The organism is Acinetobacter sp. YH12068_T (assembly GCF_024606005.1).
Taxonomy (GTDB): domain Bacteria; phylum Pseudomonadota; class Gammaproteobacteria; order Pseudomonadales; family Moraxellaceae; genus Acinetobacter; species Acinetobacter amyesii.
The window spans coordinates 2,083,280-2,099,835 of record NZ_CP094555.1; the positions used below are offsets into that span (position 1 = coordinate 2,083,280).

General features: G+C 40.3%; 17 protein-coding genes. 10 read left to right on the forward strand and 7 right to left on the reverse strand.

Annotation, left to right across the window (positions count from 1 at the left end; genetic code table 11):
• Nucleotides 1-59 precede the first annotated feature (59 nt).
• On the reverse strand, nt 60-824 hold the full coding sequence (locus tag MST18_RS10075) for a glutathione S-transferase family protein (protein WP_180012150.1): 765 nt from the start codon (nt 822-824) through the stop codon (nt 60-62).
• A gap of 538 nt (nt 825-1,362) precedes the next feature.
• Between MST18_RS10075 and ychF the strand changes: the two genes are divergently transcribed.
• Both ychF and MST18_RS10085 read left to right on the forward strand, forming a co-directional pair.
• Complete coding sequence (gene ychF, locus MST18_RS10080) at nt 1,363-2,454, forward strand: redox-regulated ATPase YchF (protein WP_078189045.1); 1,092 nt, start codon at nt 1,363-1,365, stop codon at nt 2,452-2,454.
• Between the two features lie 231 nt (nt 2,455-2,685).
• Entirely contained in the window at nt 2,686-3,120 is a 435-nt protein-coding gene (locus tag MST18_RS10085) for a hypothetical protein (RefSeq protein ID WP_257227530.1), read from the forward strand.
• A 62-nt stretch (nt 3,121-3,182) separates the two neighbouring features.
• On the opposite strand, the gene MST18_RS10090 is transcribed toward MST18_RS10085, so the two are convergent.
• Nucleotides 3,183-3,722 carry a DUF962 domain-containing protein gene (locus tag MST18_RS10090; RefSeq protein WP_180022557.1) on the reverse strand — a complete coding sequence of 180 codons (540 nt, stop codon included), beginning with the start codon at nt 3,720-3,722 and terminating at the stop codon, nt 3,183-3,185.
• 100 nt (nt 3,723-3,822) lie between these two features.
• Between MST18_RS10090 and MST18_RS10095 the strand changes: the two genes are divergently transcribed.
• Complete coding sequence (locus tag MST18_RS10095) at nt 3,823-4,530, forward strand: Crp/Fnr family transcriptional regulator (RefSeq protein WP_180133540.1); 708 nt, start codon at nt 3,823-3,825, stop codon at nt 4,528-4,530.
• 96 nt (nt 4,531-4,626) lie between these two features.
• Here MST18_RS10095 and MST18_RS10100 read toward each other — a convergent pair whose 3' ends face one another.
• Together MST18_RS10100 and MST18_RS10105 are read right to left on the reverse strand one after the other, a co-directional pair.
• On the reverse strand, nt 4,627-4,785 hold the full coding sequence (locus MST18_RS10100) for a hypothetical protein (RefSeq protein WP_180133541.1): 159 nt from the start codon (nt 4,783-4,785) through the stop codon (nt 4,627-4,629).
• 431 nt (nt 4,786-5,216) lie between these two features.
• The gene (locus MST18_RS10105; RefSeq protein ID WP_180133542.1) at nt 5,217-5,696 is read right to left on the reverse strand and encodes a hypothetical protein; all 480 of its coding nucleotides are present in this window, start codon (nt 5,694-5,696) and stop codon (nt 5,217-5,219) included.
• Nucleotides 5,697-5,799: 103 nt separating this feature from the next.
• Between MST18_RS10105 and MST18_RS10110 the strand changes: the two genes are divergently transcribed.
• The 6 genes from MST18_RS10110 (at nt 5,800) to dapC (ending at nt 12,909) form a co-directional block, all read left to right on the forward strand.
• Nucleotides 5,800-6,552 carry an AzlC family ABC transporter permease gene (locus tag MST18_RS10110; protein WP_078194362.1) on the forward strand — a complete coding sequence of 251 codons (753 nt, stop codon included), beginning with the start codon at nt 5,800-5,802 and terminating at the stop codon, nt 6,550-6,552.
• Nucleotides 6,549-6,896 (forward strand): L-valine transporter subunit YgaH, encoded by a 348-nt coding sequence (gene ygaH, locus MST18_RS10115; RefSeq protein ID WP_078189050.1) that lies wholly within the window; start codon nt 6,549-6,551, stop codon nt 6,894-6,896. The genes MST18_RS10110 and ygaH overlap by 4 nt, the downstream gene beginning before the upstream one ends.
• 122 nt (nt 6,897-7,018) lie before the next feature.
• Nucleotides 7,019-7,468 (forward strand): hypothetical protein, encoded by a 450-nt coding sequence (locus MST18_RS10120; RefSeq protein ID WP_180133543.1) that lies wholly within the window; start codon nt 7,019-7,021, stop codon nt 7,466-7,468.
• A 336-nt stretch (nt 7,469-7,804) separates the two neighbouring features.
• On the forward strand, nt 7,805-9,019 hold the full coding sequence (purT, locus tag MST18_RS10125) for a formate-dependent phosphoribosylglycinamide formyltransferase (protein ID WP_180023945.1): 1,215 nt from the start codon (nt 7,805-7,807) through the stop codon (nt 9,017-9,019).
• Between the two features lie 29 nt (nt 9,020-9,048).
• Nucleotides 9,049-11,715 carry a [protein-PII] uridylyltransferase gene (glnD, locus tag MST18_RS10130; protein WP_180133544.1) on the forward strand — a complete coding sequence of 889 codons (2,667 nt, stop codon included), beginning with the start codon at nt 9,049-9,051 and terminating at the stop codon, nt 11,713-11,715.
• A 24-nt stretch (nt 11,716-11,739) separates the two neighbouring features.
• The gene (gene dapC / locus MST18_RS10135; RefSeq protein ID WP_180133545.1) at nt 11,740-12,909 is read left to right on the forward strand and encodes a succinyldiaminopimelate transaminase; all 1,170 of its coding nucleotides are present in this window, start codon (nt 11,740-11,742) and stop codon (nt 12,907-12,909) included.
• Between the two features lie 364 nt (nt 12,910-13,273).
• On the opposite strand, the gene MST18_RS10140 is transcribed toward dapC, so the two are convergent.
• The 3 genes from MST18_RS10140 to msrB all read right to left on the reverse strand — a co-directional run bounded on the left by MST18_RS10140 (nt 13,274) and on the right by msrB (nt 14,801).
• Nucleotides 13,274-13,684, reverse strand: coding sequence for an energy transducer TonB (locus MST18_RS10140; protein WP_180133546.1), 411 nt, complete (start codon nt 13,682-13,684; stop codon nt 13,274-13,276).
• A 212-nt stretch (nt 13,685-13,896) separates the two neighbouring features.
• Entirely contained in the window at nt 13,897-14,385 is a 489-nt protein-coding gene (locus MST18_RS10145; protein WP_111885907.1) for a glutathione peroxidase, read from the reverse strand.
• On the reverse strand, nt 14,382-14,801 hold the full coding sequence (gene msrB / locus MST18_RS10150) for a peptide-methionine (R)-S-oxide reductase MsrB (protein WP_111885906.1): 420 nt from the start codon (nt 14,799-14,801) through the stop codon (nt 14,382-14,384). The genes MST18_RS10145 and msrB overlap by 4 nt, the downstream gene beginning before the upstream one ends.
• Nucleotides 14,802-15,029: 228 nt before the next feature.
• Between msrB and MST18_RS10155 the strand changes: the two genes are divergently transcribed.
• Entirely contained in the window at nt 15,030-16,460 is a 1,431-nt protein-coding gene (locus MST18_RS10155; RefSeq protein WP_078189059.1) for a pyridoxal phosphate-dependent aminotransferase, read from the forward strand.
• The last annotated feature ends 96 nt before the right edge of the window (nt 16,461-16,556 follow it).

Genomic DNA, 16,556 nt, shown 5'->3' on the forward strand with positions numbered 1-16,556 from the left:
GCGCGCTGTTAGGCGCGCTTTTTTAAAGCAGTATGACGCAAAGTTTTCATATAAAGAGCTTATACACCACGCCAATCTACCCGTGCGTTACGTTCTGTTTGGTATATACGTTGCACATATTGACCTAAAGGCAAATCGCTCAAATAGGCTTTGTAAGCTTTAAACTCTTCTGACAAGGTTTCGCCATGCTCTTTTTCCCACGGCGTTCCAACAATCTCTAATATCGGCGCCAACATTGAACACACTGCAATATCAGCCAAACCTAATCGGTCGCCTACAAAATAACGCCCACCTTGTTCGATCAGACGTTGATTTAAATCAACCACAATTTCATCCAATCGTTCACGCGATGCCGCAACCTTATCCGTATCTAATTGATAACCTTTAGAAACCAGTGCCTTTATAATGGGCTTGGAATATTTTTCAAACTGACGTAAATAGCCCTTTTCACCAATTAAAATATCAAGTGATTCTTCACTTTCATTTAATACATGTGCTAACCCCCAACGGCGCACATGTTGGCCTAACTCAATGGAGAGTTCATTAATTTCTAAAGCGTCTTCACGCAGTTTGACATCTGGACGGATCAGACTATGTTCGGGGTAGGTCGCATCCAAGTAAAAGGCGATTTGAGTTGAATCTGCAACCCAATGATCTTGATCACGTAAAATCGGTAATTTGTTTTGCCCTGTTTTAAGCTGTGCAAATGCACGATGTACACCCGGCATTAAATTATGAGCTACATAATCCAACTCTTTATGATCGAGTAACCAGCGCGCCTTTTCACAAAAATGTGAGAGTGGAAACTGGTAGAGAGTTCGCATAAATGCTCCATGTTTTTGTTGTAACTGTAGTTTATAAAACCCAGTAATTTTATAGGGATACTTTAGTCACTGTGTTATTGAAACACAATGTCATTTTTGCACCTATTATGCATCCGTAGTGCAACTTAAATACCTATCCTGCCGTGAAATGATTTCGATAAAATCTATATTCAATAACTGATGTTACGCACGTAAAAATAATTTCGCATTTTTAAAGTGATATTTGAGTCCTATTCAACGGAATCTTACACCTAAGGTTTGAATAAAAAGATTAGCCTTCGGCTGGAGGTACTTTTTTTAGGCAAAAGTACCCAAAACCATTGTCATCCGCAAAACTCGTTCACTAGCGTTAAATTATTCAAAGTATCGCAAAAACATTTTTGATGAGAAGTATTCCCGTCTCAAACAGTTACGGATGACGTTACTGCGTAACATCAGTCAATAAGTTATACATTCTCCTTCCCATTTCACCTGACTTTATTATGGCTTTCATGTAAAATCATCCACAATTTTTTTATAATACTTTGTGAGTTATTTCATGGGTTTTAACTGTGGTATTGTCGGCCTGCCGAACGTTGGTAAATCAACGCTTTTCAACGCATTAACCAAAGCTGCGATTGCTGCTGAAAACTTCCCATTCTGTACAATTGAGCCAAATACTGGGATCGTACCTGTACCTGACCCACGTATGGATAAACTTGCTGAAATTGTAAACCCACAACGTGTTGTCCCAACCACGATGGAATTTGTGGATATCGCAGGTCTCGTTGCTGGTGCATCTAAAGGTGAAGGCCTTGGTAACCAATTCTTAGCTAACATTCGTGAAACTGATGCTATTGCACATGTTGTACGTTGTTTTGAAGACGAGAATGTCATTCACGTAAATGGCAAAATTGACCCACTTGACGATATCGCAACGATCAACACTGAACTTGCACTTGCTGACTTAGAAGCTGTTTCTAAAGCAATTACACGTCTAGCAAAATCTGCAAAAGGTGGCGATAAAGAAGCTATTGCGACCAAAGCTGTTTTAGACAAAATTTTACCTTTACTGGATGAAGGTAAACCTGCGCGTGCTGCAGACCTTGATGAAGATGAACGCAAATTGGTGCGTGGTTATGGGTTCTTAACCCTTAAACCAACCATGTATATTGCCAACGTTGCAGAAGATGGTTTCGAAAATAACCCTCACTTAGAAGCAGTGCAAAAATTAGCTGCTGAAGAAAATGCGATTGTGGTTCCACTTTGCAACCAAATCGAAGCAGAAATTTCATTACTTGAAGATGAAGATCGTGCTGAATTCCTTGAAGCTTTAGGCATGGAAGAACCTGGTCTAAACGTAGTTATTCGTGCAGGTTATGGCTTACTCGGCCTTCAAACATACTTCACAGCTGGTGTACAAGAAGTTCGTGCTTGGACAGTAAAAATTGGTGCAACCGCACCTCAAGCTGCAGGTGTGATTCACACTGACTTCGAAAAAGGCTTTATTCGTGCTGAATGTGTTGCCTACAACGACTTCGTTCAATACAACGGTGAAGCTGGCGCTAAAGAAGCAGGTAAATGGCGTTTAGAAGGTAAAACATACATCGTTCAAGATGGCGATGTTTTACACTTCCGTTTTAACGTATAAGACAGTACTCATAAGAAGCCAGCAATTTGCTGGCTTTTTTAATTTCAGGCAAAAGCTCAAGCCAAAAAATAAGCATATTTAAAAACTTAAAACCTGCTTAAAAACAAAATTATATCGACACGAATACTTGATTTAATTGCCAAGTGGCCACAGTGCAACAACTTAACTCTCGAATATTCTGCTATAAATTTACTCATAGGCACTAATGCCTATTTTCATAGAACAATAGCAATGAAAAAAATCAGCACAATTCTAACAGCAGGTATCTTTACAATGCTTAGTGCAACTGCGTTTGCATGTCCACAAGGCACCACACTTACAGGTGGTACAGGTGCAAACCATAAAGGTGGTACTTGTGTTTCCATTGCTAAAGATGCAAAACATCAGAAACGTACTGCTACACATGCAGCACAAGTTGCGCAGCATGATGCAAAAGTCGCTCGACACGATGCAAAACAAGCCACCCAATTGGCTCAAAGTAAAGTGAAACATAATCAAAAATTAGCAATACATGATGCAGCTCAAGCACAGCATCTTGCAACACAAGCAAAATCAGAAGCTAAAACTTCAGCCCATGCTGCCAAAGCTGCAAATACTGACGCAAAAGCAAAAATCGCTGCACAAAAGGTCGCAGCGGAACAACATAAAGTTGCTGTGAAATCCTAAACAGTTGAGAATTAACACATCGCAAAAAAGCCGGAATTATCCGGCTTTTTTATTCAAATCATTTATGGGTGAGCAATATGTAATGCTTTTGCATCCATCTCTGCACGCTGTCTTCTTGCTTCTGTCAACATGCGTTGTTCAAGCTCTTTACGAAAGCCGAGTAGAAACACAAACTCAGCTAGAACAAATAAAGGTCCTATTGCCAAGCCAATAACATCATCCATAAACGCAGGCTTTTTCTTTTCATAATAATGGCCGATAAACTGGATGATCCAACCCACTACAAAGATCCCCACACTCCAAATCAGCCATGACATAAGGCTCATTTTTGCGATCATTAAGGCTAAGGGATACGTGACGGCAAATACCAAAAGCATAATCAAACCGAAAATTTTATCTAAACTCAGGTAATAAATGACACTGGCAATAATCAACAACAATGCAAGGGTCAGTTCAAAACCTGAAATCATTAGCCCTGCTCGTGCTGTTAGACACATAATCGAAAATACAATAAGCGGAATACCCACAAAGTGCGTCAGCACATTTTTTCGATCTAAATGATATGCTGCATATTGGCTTAACAGTCTTTCAAGTTTGCTCATTAACTTACTCCTTGTTCATTCACTCATTTCACTATATAAAAAATGCATCAATAAAGTTGTCAGCTAATAGACAAGTTGGACCATAAAATAAGGATATGCTGTGCTGGACGCTCAATATGTGCATCAACTCAATAAAAATGTGTGGTATTCAGGCTTAAATGTTTACTTCCAAGACTTTATCTGCCGCCATGCCCTGACCTTAACTTTCGAAAAAGACGCACGTGTTTTTTTATCAGGACAGCGTTTTAATGGTATGTATGCAGTCTTAGAAGGCGCAGTTCGATTAGGCTATATCGATATTCATGGTAAAGAAGCGATTGCCGCCATTGCTGAGCCGATTATGTGGTTTGGCGAAATATCCTTGGTTGACCAATTACCACGTTCTCACGATGCCATCTGTACCAAAAAATCCACCTTATTACACTTACCGGCTCAAGCAATCCAGCAATTATTACAACAACACCCCGAGTTTTGGTTTCATATTGCTCAGCTCACCAGTCAAAAGCTTCGCTATGCCTTTATGGAACTCATAGCCTTACAAACACAGAGTTTAAGTCAACGTCTCGCACAGCGTCTGCTGTTTATTTTAAATGGATATGGAAATCATTTGGAAATTGAGCAACACACCATACATATCTCGCAGGAACAACTCGCGCAACAGATGAATTGCTCACGACAATCAGTCAATCAGGAGCTTCAGCAGTTGGAAAAAATACAGGTGCTTCGTGTTGCTTTTAAACAAATTGAAATTTTAGATCTAGCGCAGTTACATCAGATTGCTCATGCACTTCCTGTGCATGATGTCTGACATTTGTGATTTAAATAAGTGCATTTAATTGCACCAGAATGATTCTTTATAGTTATTTTGCTTTTATTTGTGGCACTTCGCTTTATCGAGTTTTGATCACGACAATAATTGGCAAACATTTACACTGTCAAAACCATTTGTACATGCTGCAACTTCTTGAGTTGATGCTTCTGATTTGTCTTCAGTCGCTGCTTGTACATTGACCGCTGTAGTCAAAACAGCCAAAACCGATAACATCATTAATGTTTTTTTCATCTTAATCACCTATTCAACGTCTTTAATTTAAATTACATACTTCATCTTTTACGTAGTAATTTTTACATACTTTATCAAATAATGATAATTTTAATTTCTTATCACATTATCCATACTTTATATTATTAATATTTTAAAGATATTAATTAAAGAGAAGGTCAGACGACTGGCGTTCTAAAATGGGGGATTTTTATCAATAAATTTTTCTCAAAAGATATTTTTACTATTCATTATCAATGCTTTATCTATTTAACTTCAGAAAAAACCATGCAATTTGGAATTTAGCTCAATACTACGGCAGCGCACTGATTTAATTTTTATATGAAATAGCGATGATTTTAGGAGGATTTTCCAATCCTCTATTATAGATTTATTCTTGTTTTTTGATATTTTCTAAAAAAAAGCAGTGAAAATTCACTGCTTTGATCAAGTTAAACGCCTATTTTTTTCGGATCGGTATTTCCGAGTTCAGGGTTTTCAATCGCACCTTTGCATTGATTTTTATCACGCTCATAATCTGCTTGCTTTTGTGCAACAGTCGAACTCTGATCAATACTTTCACGTGCCCAAATTTCCAGACTTGTCAAAGCCTTACGACACAGCGCGTATTTACCTTCCGTAACAGAATCGGTCATTTTGACATTGATACGCCATTCGGTACTCAATTTACGTGCTGGAACACGGACTTTCTCTTCCATCTGATCGACTTGCTTTGCATAAACAATCGGATCGACTTCATTGATAAACGCCCAAGCTTTGGCAGCATACTCCGTTGCATCATTGGTTAATTTAGGTGCTGCTTTAATTTCGACTTGAGCTTGTTCAGCTCCATCATTACCACAGGCCTGCAACAACACCGTGCTGCTCAATAATGAAACAATCAGTATCCCACGCATCTTTAACCTCTGCATATCCGGCTCATTTCAGCAAACATATTCGGCAATATGCTAGTGAATTCGCGTACAATACTCAATCATCATTTGACCTGTTGTTCAACTCTTTCAAAGGTGTGTCGTGTCTGAGCACAAACTTCCTACAGTTCAGCCTGCGGGTTTTTGGCAAGGTGCTAAAGATAGTCAAGCCATTATCTTTACCTATCTTCCTGTTTCTTTTGCATTTGGGGTGTCCGCGACTCAATTTGGTTTCACTGCGTGGGAAGCCTTATTTTTATCATGCTCTATGTATGCAGGTGCCAGTCAGTTTCTCGTCGTTGCTTTACTTGGAAGTGGAACATCTATTTGGATGACTGCTCTTACTGTAATTGCCCTCGATATCCGCCATTTACTTTATGGCCCTGCCTTACAAAACCTGATTCAAGATCGACTTAACTTAAAGAAAACGGCAGTTTGGGCTTGGGGTTTAACCGACGAAGTTTTCGCATCAGGCATGATCAAACTGTCGCAACGTCGTCAAGAATGGTCAGAATCTTGGATGTTAGGACTCAGCTTATTTAGTTGGCTGTCTTGGGCAACAGGCTCATTTTTAGGCGGTTTATTTGCCGATCAAGTCAGCAACCTTCCACAATTTTTACAAGCCGCACTCGACTTCCTACTGCCCGCATTGTTTTTAAGCTTTTTACTCGCAGCATTTGAGAAAAAACATACATTTGTGGTCACGGTTACAATTATTGTTTCTGCGATTGCCTGCTACTTTATCGACTTGTCTGCTGCGATTTTTATCGGTATTTCTTCTGGTATTTTTGCCGGTTTATTCAAACATTATGTCTTAAAGAAACCTGATCCTGAACATATGGGTGAAGCATCATGAATCTAGAAATTATCTTGGTTGGAATCTTGGTCGGGATTGCGAATTTTGCATCACGGTTTGGGCCATTTTTTGTAATTCAGAAATTTCAGCAAGGTTCACAGCAGCGTGGTTCTTTATGGCTCAAAATCGCTTTGGGCTCGATTGGCATTGCCGCAATTAGTTCAATGTTGGTGGTTGCAACCTTACCACCTTTGCTTGAGACACCAAATAAAAGCTTTGCCATGTTGGTTGGATTTGCTGTGCTTGCAGGCTTGTATTTCAAGTTTAAAAAAATTGTCCCTGCTACACTGACTGCGGCACTGACTTACGGCTTAGTCTATACCTATATACCTTTTCACCTCTAAAGCTAAGTCAGCGACAATCCAAATCTCCCTCAAGCACAAACTTCTTCAGCCTGTGCCTTTTAATTAGCAATATTTATGAGATAGTCAACGCATAACATAAAAAATGTAGCGAAAACCAATAGATGGCAAAGCACCATTGTATTCAAGGCAAAATTTATATTCATTCTAGACAACCATCTGAATTAAGCTGGGGACTGCAAAAACCCATCGAAAGTACATATTTTCAATGCTTCATTCAAAGCCAGCTGTTCAGTGGTAATTACTGCGCTGTACATTACCAACCTGCAGATCAGGTCCGCGCCATTTATATAGAGAAAAATCAGCAACAAAAGATTGTGGGCTTATATAACTGCACACAGCAGATTCTGCACTTACATCCACGTCGTCTGATGTTTTCACACATATCGATGCCTCGTCTGTTCAGCAATTTTCTGCAGCTGATCGGCTTCTTATTGATTTTTCTATTGTGCATTTTCAGCCTCAGTTCATGGCTCAATTCATCATTTCACCTTCTGTCGGTGGCTACAGATGCGCTTTATTTCACTGCCGTTTTAGGCTTAATCTTGGCTTAATATTGATTTTATGTATATGCACCGTACCACTGCTCGGATTACTGTACTGGCCCTATTTCCGCCAAACATCTATATAGCTCCGTGCGCTTCAATGTGCAAATTTGAATTTTAAGCCATTCCCTGCATCTGAAAAAAATGCAGGCATATTTAAAGTGAATTTAAATAAAAACAACTAAATATGATTTTTTAATATTTTCCACAAATAAATAATTACACGAACGCTTACCCATAAAGATATAAAAAAAATTGTTGGACAATATCATTTATTTATGTGAACACTCTCTTATCTCTCGAACAAGTTCTGCTATGCTTAAATTCCCATAAAATCAAGCATGGATGATTTACATGAGCGTCACTATTGGTACTCCACTTCAGTCTTCAGCGTATAAAGTCTTACTGTTAGGTTCTGGTGAACTCGGTAAAGAAGTTGTGATTTCATTGCAACGTTTGGGTGTAGAAGTTCATGCTGCCGATCGTTATGACCATGCTCCTGCCATGCAAGTTGCACATTTTTCTCATACTTTAAATATGGCAGATCCTGAGGCACTTAAAGCCTTAATTTCTCAAGTTAAGCCTCATTTGATTGTCCCTGAAATTGAAGCCATTGCGACTCAAGTTTTGGTCGAGATTGAAGAACAAAATATCGCAACAGTAATTCCATCAGCAAAAGCTGTAAACCTGACGATGAACCGTGAAGGGATTCGCCGTCTAGCTGCCGAAGAGCTTGGACTCCCAACTTCAGCCTACCGATTTGCCAATACCCTTGAAGCGTTCCGTGCTGCATGCGATGACATTGGCTATCCAAATTTTGTTAAGCCTGTCATGTCGTCTTCGGGTAAAGGACAGTCACGTGTAAAAAGCTTTGATGAAGTCGATGCTGCTTGGGAATATGCACAAACAGGTGGACGTGTAAATCAAGGTACAGTGATCGTAGAATCACAAATTGACTTTGACTTTGAAATCACCCTGCTGACTGTTCGTGCTAAAAATGCAGAAACAGGTGAAATTGAAACATCATTTTGCGACCCGATTGGCCACCGCCAAGACGCTGGTGACTATGTAGAAAGTTGGCAGCCACAAATCATGACTGCTCTTGCTTTAGAGGAAGCCAAGCGTATTGCCAATAAAGTAACCATTGCATTAGGTGGATGTGGCATTTTTGGGGTGGAACTGTTTGTCAAAGGCGATAAAGTATGGTTTAGTGAGGTATCACCTCGTCCACACGATACAGGCCTTGTCACTCTTGCATCGCAATTCCAAAGCGAATTCGAACTGCATGCACGTGCCATTCTTGGTCTGCCTGTGAATACTGCTCGACACAGTACTGCTGCAAGCGCAGTCATCTATGCAGGCGTGGATGATACCAATTTATCATTTACTGGCTTAAATCTTGCTTTGGCTAATCCGGACACCGATTTACGCCTCTTTGGTAAACCAGAAGGCTTTAAACGTCGCCGTATGGGCGTAGCAACAGCACGCGCTGAAACCACAGATCACGCGCGTGAACTTGCTCAACATGCTGCACAACAAGTCAGTGTTCAACAAAACTAAGTTTGTAACACCTTAACGGACCACTGTTCATGATCAATACGCTTCCTCTGCTGAATTACATTAAAAGTAACCACGACATTCAGGCGATTAACCAATGGCGCTCAGATGTTGAAAATCAGCTACAGGAATGCTTTGAAAATGGACAGTCGATTCGTGATGTAATTTTGGCTCGATCAAACCTGATCGATGAAGCTTTAAAGTTCTTATGGACACATGCTGAACTCGACCAAACCGATCTCGGTTTGTTTGCCGTCGGTGGCTATGGTCGCCGTGAAATGCTGCCTTACTCCGACGTCGATATCATGATTTTGTCCGAAGATGAAATCAGCCCAGAACAAGAAAAACTCATCTCCAGCTTTATTTCAACTCTTTGGGATGTTGGTAATTTCAAACCGGGCATCAGTGTACGTACCATTAATGATTGTGTTGCTCAAGCCACCAATGATTTAACCGTGGCAACAGCGCTGATCGAAGCACGTTTGATTGTGGGCAATGAACACCTAGCCAAATGGCCACGCCGTATCGTGTCACAGACATGGACGGATAAAACTTTCTATGATGCAAAAATGCAAGAGCAAGCCAAACGCTATGCACAACATAATAATACCGAAAGCAACTTAGAACCCGATATTAAAAATGCGCCCGGCGGTATCCGTGATATCAACCAAATCGGATGGATTGCTAAGCGTCATTTCCGTGTCAATCGCATCTATGACCTTGTACATTTGGGTTTTATTTCAGAGTTTGAACTTGGCGTTCTTGAAGAAACAGAAAGCTTTCTTTGGGAAATTCGTCATCATTTACATCGCTTAACCAAGCGCGACGAAAACCGCTTACTGTTTGATTATCAACGTGACATTGCCGCTAAATTTGGCTATCAGCGTGAAGAAGGTAAATCACCGAATTATCCAATCGAACAGTTCATGAAACGTTACTACCGTAGCGCTCAGCAAGTGACGACGTTAAATGAAATGCTCTTGGCTTATTTCAATGAGTCTGTCATCACGCCACGTTTGCCTGACTATGAACGTAAAATTGAAGAGATCAATACCAATTTCAAATTAGTCGATGGCAAATTGGCGGTGCAGCATCATAAAATTTTCTCTGAAAATCCAAGTGCTATTTTAGAAATTTTCTACCTCTTGGCGAATCGTCCAGAAATTGAAGGGATTCGTGCCCGAACTTTACGTCTATTGTCTCTTGCGGCAAAACGTATTGATCAAAACTTCCGTGACAATCCTGCACATCAAGCCTTATTTATGGCGATCATTCGCTCACCCTACCGTTTATATGACACCATGGTGGCGATGAAACGGTATGGTGTGCTCGGCAACTATATTCCTGCCTTTGGGCAAATCATGGGACTCATGCAATACGACTTGTTCCATATTTATACTGTCGATGCCCATACCCTATTATTACTGCGTAATTTAAACCGTTTTAAAGAGCCTGAATTTGCTAAGGACTTCCCTGTCGTTAGCTCTGTATTCCAACGACTGGCGCGCCGTGACATCGTATATTTAGCGGCAATTTTCCATGATATCGCCAAAGGTCGTGGTGGTGACCACAGTGAACTTGGTGCAGCGGATGCAATTGATTTCTGCCGTACCCATGGGTTTACCGAACGCGAATGTAACCTTGTCGCATGGTTGATTCAAAACCATCTCCTGATGTCTGTCACTTCTCAGAAAAAGGACATTTCCGATCCAGATGTGGTGAAAGAATTTGCTGAGAAAATGGGCGATATGGAGCATCTCGACTATCTCTACACCTTGACAGTTGCTGATATCAACGCAACCAATCCGACGCTTTGGAATACATGGCGTGCATCCCTCATGCGCCAACTGTATACACAAGCGCGTGATGTGATTCGTTCTGGTTTGGGTCGTCCTGTAGATTATCCAATGCTGATCGAAGACACTAAATTTGCGGCCAGTGAACTATTAGTCAACGATTTTTCGCTCTACGATGTAGAAACTGTTTGGCAAGAACTCGGTGATGAATATTTCCTAAAAGAATCTGCCGATGAAATCGCATGGCATACGCGCGCCATTTTAAAACATGGCAGTAATGCAGAACCATTGGTAATGATGCGAGCACATCGTAAATTTGCACAAGATGCAGTACAGATCTTTATTTACACTCAAGATCAACCTAACTTGTTTGCAACAACAGTGGCAATTTTGGACAGAATGAACTTAGACGTTCAGGATGCTCGGATTATTACTGCATCCACTGCATTTAGTTTGGACACCTATGTTGTACTTGACCGTTTTGGCACCTTATTAACAGATCCAGAGCGTGAGCAAACCGTTATTGAAGCGCTTAAAAAAGCCTTAAGCCAATCTGACAAGTACCCAGGCCTGATGCAACGTCGCATTCCACGTCAACTGCGTCATTTTGATATTGAAAATACCGTGAGTATTTCTTTTAATGAAGCGCTTCAACAAAATATGGTTGAAATTGCGACACTTGACCATCCGGGCTTACTTGCTAAAGTCGGTGGTTTATTTATGATGCAAGGCCTAGATATTCACTCTGCGAAAATTGCGACGCTCGGTGAACGTGCTGAAGATATTTTCTATGTCACTAAAAAAGATGGCTCACCTATGAGTGATTCAGAAGCGGAAACGTTTGCTGCACAGTTAAAGTCAGCACTTGATGAAGCTTCGAATCAGGTTTGTAGTCATCATTAACTTAAATTGATCGGTATCCATTCCATGAACTCCAGTTTGTCATTATTGCACCCTTATCCATTTGAAAAGCTAAATAAGCTATTTCAGGATGTGAAACCCGCAGATTTGCCTTTGATTCCCCTATCGATTGGTGAACCAAAGCATCCTGCACCAGAGTTTGTGAAACAGGCCATTATTGATAATTTTCAGCACTTATCCACTTACCCAAACAGCAAGGGTTTACCTGAGCTTCGTACGAGCATTGCAAACTGGTTAACCCGTCGCTTTAAACTCAATAGCATCAGTGCAGACACCAACGTCCTGCCTGTGTCAGGTACACGTGAAGCGATCTTCTCGTTTGTACAAGCTTTGGTTAAACGTGAAGACACCCCTTATGTGGTGATGCCAAATCCGTTTTACCAAATCTATGAAGGCGCAACTTTACTTGCGGGTGCAGAACCTTACTTCATCAACTGTACAGAAGAAAATAACTACCTTGGCGACTTTGACGCTGTGCCAGCTGAAGTTTGGGAAAAAACCGCTTTACTGTTTGTCTGCACACCGGGTAATCCTACAGGTGCGGTACTTTCTAAAGAACAGTTTAAAAAACTGATTGCACTGTCTGACCAATATAATTTTGTGATTGCATCTGATGAATGCTACTCAGAGCTTTGGTTTGATGAAGCACCTGTTGGTCTGCTTGAAGTCTGTGCTGAAATGGGCCGTGATGACTATAAAAACTGCGTGGTATTCCACTCATTGTCTAAACGCTCTAACTTACCCGGTATGCGTTCTGGCTTTGTTGCAGGTGACGCGGCACTTTTAAAACCTTATTTACAATACCGTACTTATCATGGCGCTGCGATGCCTGTTCAACACCAGTTAGCTTCAATTGCAGCTTGGGATGACGAAGCACACGTCGAAGAAAACCGCGTCCAGTACCGTGCAAAATTTGAATTATTCCAACGCGAACTGGGTCACCTACTACCATTACAAAAACCTGATGCAGGGTTCTACTACTGGTTAAAAGTGGATAATGATGAAACTTTTGCCAAAATGCTTATGGAAAAAGCACACGTTAAAGTGCTTCCAGGCCGTTATTTATCACGTGATACAGCACAAGGTAATCCGGGTGAAAACCATGTCCGTTTAGCCCTCGTTGCCGATATTACACAATGTGAAGAAGTGATTCGTCGCTTAAAAGCAGTGCTTTAATTGATTTAAAGTGTTCTGCTTAAAATAAATGCCCCCTAATTTGGGGCATTTTTATTTGTGTCATTTCTTAACAATCATTCAGAGCTAATCATCTAGCAATAATTATTTATAAACAATTATTAAGAAATCACTGAAAACCATTAGAAATCAAATGTACCACTCAATTTAAATGTTCGAGGTTCGCTCAGTGTTAAACGCTGTATGAAAAATAAGTATGGTCATAACGAATTGTTGTAAAGCGAAAAGATAAACAGCCACCTGAATGGTTTTAGCTAGTTGCAAAGTAATATCTTTCATTATCAATTAGATGCACCAGTAATAACAGATCATTTATGGAACTTAAAATTTGCCTTATGCTATAAGCTTATTGAGGTGGATGAAGAGTAAATTCATGTTCAACGGTATAACTGAGATTTTTATCAACCATCGGAATAGGTTCAAGTCGTGCAACTAATAAGGATTTTTGTACTTTTTGATCAAAGTTTTTAGAGCCTGAACTTGCAATGAGTTTTGAGCTACCAATATAGCCTGTTGCAGCAATCACAGTGAGCTGTAGTTTGAGAGGTTGTTTATATGTTTTCATCTCAGACGCAGACAGCACATATTGCGGTGCATTTACCCAAGAGACTTCATACATTTTCGGTTTTACATGTGGATCAATTACATCTGCAACACGCGTAGGTTGGTATTCTTCTATAGGTGTTTTTAATATTTGCAATAATGCGTTGACCCGAGCATCTGTAGTACGGTCTAGATTGCTTGCAACAACAGACATTTTTGTAGGTTCAGATACAATTGGACTGCTATCTGCCCAAGCTATCCCCACACATACGAGTAAAAAAAACGTTAAAACACAAATTCGACGTTTAACCATCTGCTTAAACAATGTTATGACCTTCAAATAAAGACACTTCAGTATAAAACATCCAAAAAAATAAAGACGCTTCCGCGCCTTTATATCAACCTCAGTTCGGCCAATAATTCACTTCATTTTGACTGAGCTAAAGCTTTTTCAATATCTTCATTCAATGTTTCAGGCTTGGTCGTGGGTGCATAGCGGTTAATAACTTGCCCATTTTTGCCAATTAAAAACTTGGTGAAGTTCCATTTAATACCATTACCCAATACGCCTTTCGAGTTATTGGTTAAATAACGGAAAATCACATGCGCCTCAGGGCCTTTTACATTCACTTTGGCAAACATCGGAAAAGATACGCCATAGTTTTTTTGACAAAATGCGCCAATTTGATCATTTGAACCCGGATCTTGTCCGCCAAATTGGTTGCATGGAAAACCTAAAACCTCAAAACCTTGATCTTTATATTGTTCGTAAATTTTCTCCAAACCAGCAAATTGAGGAGTAAACCCACATTTACTAGCGGTATTTACAATTAATAAAACCTTGCCTTCATAATCTGCAAAGGATTTATTACTTCCGTCCAGTAATTCTGCTTCAAACTGGTGAATGGTGGTCATGGATAAGTTTCCTCATCATTTTTTTGTTTTGTTTCTAATTCTAAGGATGCCGAATTAATACAATAACGTAATCCAGTCGGCTGTGGGCCATCAGTAAAAACATGCCCTAAATGTGCGTCACAATGATGACAAACAATTTCTGTTCTGACCATACCGTGTGTCGTATCTACATTTTCTTCTACTGCAGCAGGTTCAATCGGCTTATAAAAGCTCGGCCAACCACAACCGCTATCGTATTTTGTTTCAGAAGAAAAAAGCGGTTCCCCGCAACAACGACATACATACGTGCCAGCTTGTTTCGTATTCCAATATTTTCCAGTGAAAGCTTGCTCCGTGCCTTTCTGACGCGTTATGCGAAACTCTTCTGGCGACAATTCTCTTTGCCATTCTCTTTCTGTTTTATTGAGTTTTCCCATGATGACGTCCCTTTATATCGTGGTATTTAAAATAGGATAATCCTATATTTACGTCATTCAATCTTAAATTTCTAGTCTTTATTCAACAATTTACAAAATCTATATAATGACCCAAAAAGCAAAAAGTAAGCAAATATAAAATCATGGTGAGCAAAATACAAAATTAAATGCTTTTTTGTGAGCAACTTTAGTGATAATCTTAGCGCTACTCTTGCTCAGGATTAAAAAATGTCGCAGAAAAAGAGCGTAATTTTTAAAAATCTGCTGCCCGTGATCAAACAATATCAACAGGCAGGGTTTACGCATGAAAAAATAGTTGCTTTACTCAGAGACGAACATCATCTCGATTTAGTAACGACCGAGACATTTAAAAGCTATTTATACCGTTATGCAAAAGTGACCTCCACTCTTTCCGAGAATATAAAAATGCCGAATACGTTTAACACCCCACGCGAAATTAAGAAATCGTCTAAGCTCGAGCATGTTTGCTACGACATTCGCGGACCTGTGTTACGAGCGGCCAATGAGATGGAAGAGGCAGGCCATAAAATTATTAAATTAAATATTGGTAACCCTGCTCCTTTTGGTTTTGAAGCACCTCAAGAAATTATTAACGACGTGGCACTCAACCTGCCTAATGCAATTGGTTATACAGACTCAAAAGGCATCTTCCCTGCCCGTAAAGCGATTTGTCAGTATTATCAGCAAAAAGGCATCTTAAACATGCACGTCAATGACGTGTATGTCGGAAATGGCGTATCTGAACTGATTGTGATGGCAATGCAAGGCTTGCTCGACGATGGCGATGAAATGCTAGTGCCTATGCCGGATTATCCGCTTTGGACAGCGGCAGTTAACCTTTCTGGCGGTACTGCTATTCACTATAAATGTGATGAAGAAAATTTCTGGTATCCAGATATTGCCGACATGGAAAGTAAAATCACCCCGAATACTCGCGGTATTGTGGTGATTAACCCGAACAACCCAACAGGTGCGGTTTACCCACGTCATGTGCTTGAGCAAATTGTAGCTCTCGCAAAGAAATACGACTTAATTTTGTTTGCTGATGAAATTTACGACAAGATCGTTTATGACGGTATTGAACATGTTTCTGTTGCGTCATTGGCGGGCGATCAGCTGTGTATTTCTTTCAATGGCTTATCTAAAGCGTATCGAATTGCCGGTTACCGTTCAGGCTGGATGGCAATTACAGGCGATAAATCACGCGCGCTAGATTACATTGAAGGTTTAGACATGTTGGCGTCGATGCGTCTATGCGCCAACCACCAAGCGCAATATGCGATTCAAACAGCTTTAGGCGGTTATCAATCAATTAATGATCTCATCCGTCCGGGCGGTCGTTTATATGAACAACGCAACATTGCTTGGGAAATGTTGAATGATATTCCGGGTGTATCTTGTGTGAAACCAGAGGGTGCTATGTACTGCTTCCCTAAATTGGATCCTGAAATTTACCCAATCCAAGACGATGAGAAATTCATGTTAGATTTCCTCCGTGCTGAAAAAGTACTTTTGGTTCAAGGTACAGGTTTTAACTGGCCGACACCTGATCATTTCCGTGTGGTGTTCTTGCCTGCTGAAAATGAACTACGTGAAGCACTCACTCGTTTAGGTCGTTTCTTGGCGAAAATGCGTTAATTCATAAGTGCTTTAAAAATAAAAAACCGTACGCCATGTACGGTTTTTTATTACTGTATCTTTAAATTTGATTTCTTACTGTACGCACACCACAGC

Excerpts from the sequence above, each read along its gene's own strand:
- MST18_RS10105 (WP_180133542.1), bottom strand. The coding sequence starts at position 5,696 with ATGCAGAGGTTAAAGATGCGTGGGATACTGATTGTTTCATTATTGAGC.
- MST18_RS10120 (WP_180133543.1), top strand. The coding sequence starts at position 7,019 with ATGGCAAAGCACCATTGTATTCAAGGCAAAATTTATATTCATTCTAGA.
- MST18_RS10100 (WP_180133541.1), bottom strand. The coding sequence starts at position 4,785 with ATGAAAAAAACATTAATGATGTTATCGGTTTTGGCTGTTTTGACTACA.
- msrB (WP_111885906.1), bottom strand. The coding sequence starts at position 14,801 with ATGGGAAAACTCAATAAAACAGAAAGAGAATGGCAAAGAGAATTGTCG.
- dapC (WP_180133545.1), top strand. The coding sequence starts at position 11,740 with ATGAACTCCAGTTTGTCATTATTGCACCCTTATCCATTTGAAAAGCTA.
- MST18_RS10155 (WP_078189059.1), top strand. The coding sequence starts at position 15,030 with ATGTCGCAGAAAAAGAGCGTAATTTTTAAAAATCTGCTGCCCGTGATC.
- ygaH (WP_078189050.1), top strand. The coding sequence starts at position 6,549 with ATGAATCTAGAAATTATCTTGGTTGGAATCTTGGTCGGGATTGCGAAT.
- purT (WP_180023945.1), top strand. The coding sequence starts at position 7,805 with ATGATTTACATGAGCGTCACTATTGGTACTCCACTTCAGTCTTCAGCG.
- MST18_RS10145 (WP_111885907.1), bottom strand. The coding sequence starts at position 14,385 with ATGACCACCATTCACCAGTTTGAAGCAGAATTACTGGACGGAAGTAAT.
- ychF (WP_078189045.1), top strand. The coding sequence starts at position 1,363 with ATGGGTTTTAACTGTGGTATTGTCGGCCTGCCGAACGTTGGTAAATCA.
- MST18_RS10140 (WP_180133546.1), bottom strand. The coding sequence starts at position 13,684 with ATGTCTGTTGTTGCAAGCAATCTAGACCGTACTACAGATGCTCGGGTC.
- MST18_RS10090 (WP_180022557.1), bottom strand. The coding sequence starts at position 3,722 with ATGAGCAAACTTGAAAGACTGTTAAGCCAATATGCAGCATATCATTTA.
- MST18_RS10075 (WP_180012150.1), bottom strand. The coding sequence starts at position 824 with ATGCGAACTCTCTACCAGTTTCCACTCTCACATTTTTGTGAAAAGGCG.
- MST18_RS10085 (WP_257227530.1), top strand. The coding sequence starts at position 2,686 with ATGAAAAAAATCAGCACAATTCTAACAGCAGGTATCTTTACAATGCTT.
- glnD (WP_180133544.1), top strand. The coding sequence starts at position 9,049 with ATGATCAATACGCTTCCTCTGCTGAATTACATTAAAAGTAACCACGAC.